Origin of the sequence: Pseudoalteromonas sp. S558, assembly GCF_005886635.1 — a bacterium.
Taxonomy (GTDB): domain Bacteria; phylum Pseudomonadota; class Gammaproteobacteria; order Enterobacterales; family Alteromonadaceae; genus Pseudoalteromonas; species Pseudoalteromonas aliena.
The window spans coordinates 1-1,112 of sequence record NZ_PNDU01000285.1 but is presented as its reverse complement, the minus strand read 5'-3'; the positions used below and the strand labels follow the sequence as shown (position 1 = coordinate 1,112).

General features: G+C 40.4%; 1 protein-coding gene and 1 pseudogene. Both read right to left on the bottom strand.

Features of this window, described 5'->3' with window-relative positions:
* Nucleotides 1-482 (bottom strand): annotated as a pseudogene (locus CWB66_RS17030) (helix-turn-helix domain-containing protein); the annotation flags it as partial.
* On the bottom strand, nucleotides 479-976 hold the full coding sequence (locus tag CWB66_RS17025) for a hypothetical protein (protein ID WP_138586295.1): 498 nt from the start codon (nucleotides 974-976) through the stop codon (nucleotides 479-481). The pseudogene CWB66_RS17030 and the gene CWB66_RS17025, both read right to left, overlap by 4 nt.
* Nucleotides 977-1,112 lie beyond the last annotated feature (136 nt).

Genomic DNA, 1,112 nt, shown 5'->3' with positions numbered 1-1,112 from the left:
AAAAAATAAAAATGCAGCCCCTTAGCGGGACCTGGTAACCAAGTAATATCCCAACACCACACTTGGTTCGGCCCTGTAGCACAGTGTGTCGTCGGTACTTTTCTCTCTTTTATCTGACTACGTCCGCGAGCGTTTTGCTGTTTTTCTTCATGAAGAACACGATAATATGTTGATTCAGAAGCAAGATAAATACCCTCATCTGCTAATGTTGGGACGATTTGGCTTGGTGGTAAGCTCTTAAAATCATCGCTATTAACGATGGCTAATATGTTATCTCTCTCTTCTTTTGATAGCTTATTTTTTGGCTCAGGGCGCTGAGATATTGGTCTACCATCTGTTTTTATATTCCCGTCAACAGTCCAACGTTGATACGTCCGGACACTGATCCCGAGTTCACGGCAAGCTTTAAACCTTGGCGCACCAGAACTCACAGCTTCATTAACTAGTTTAACCGCTTGAACGCGAGCTGAGTCGAGGATCATTCGTCCTCGGCTTCCCCCCAGATCGCATTTGCTTTTTTTCTTAACACCAATAGTGCTGCAGTTTCTGCTAATGCCTTATCTTTTCGGCGCAATTCTTTTTCTAATTGATTAATCTGCTTTTTATCTTTTTTAGCTTCAATAGAGAAGGCTTTTTCCTGCTCTTTAACGTTAGCGTTTGCATCCATACACGCATTTCGCCAAGCCGATACTTGTTCCACATAAAGACCTTTACTTCGGCAATATTCCGCTAACTCAGCTTGATTTAAAGAGGCTGTTTCCAACACGACTGAAAATTTATTTGCTGATGACCACTGCTCAGCATTCTTTCCATTACCTGGCACTAAATGCCCCTTATCGATTGCTTGTTTTCGCCAATTATACAAGGTTGATTCACCAATACCCATCTCGATAGATAATTGGGCTATTGCTATATTATTTGGAGGCATCATCTTCTGAAGAGCCGACTCTTTGCTTTGCGCTGAATAATGTTTCATTGTTACTCCACACCCTCTATTTAATGGTTAAATATTAAGCGCGACAACTAGTCTGACAGAGAGGGATAAGCTGTAACTAGCCTTAATGACTATTACAGCTTTACAATGTTTTTAAAAATTAAAATATTTATTTAAT

Excerpts from the sequence above, each read along its gene's own strand:
- CWB66_RS17025 (WP_138586295.1), bottom strand. The coding sequence starts at position 976 with ATGAAACATTATTCAGCGCAAAGCAAAGAGTCGGCTCTTCAGAAGATG.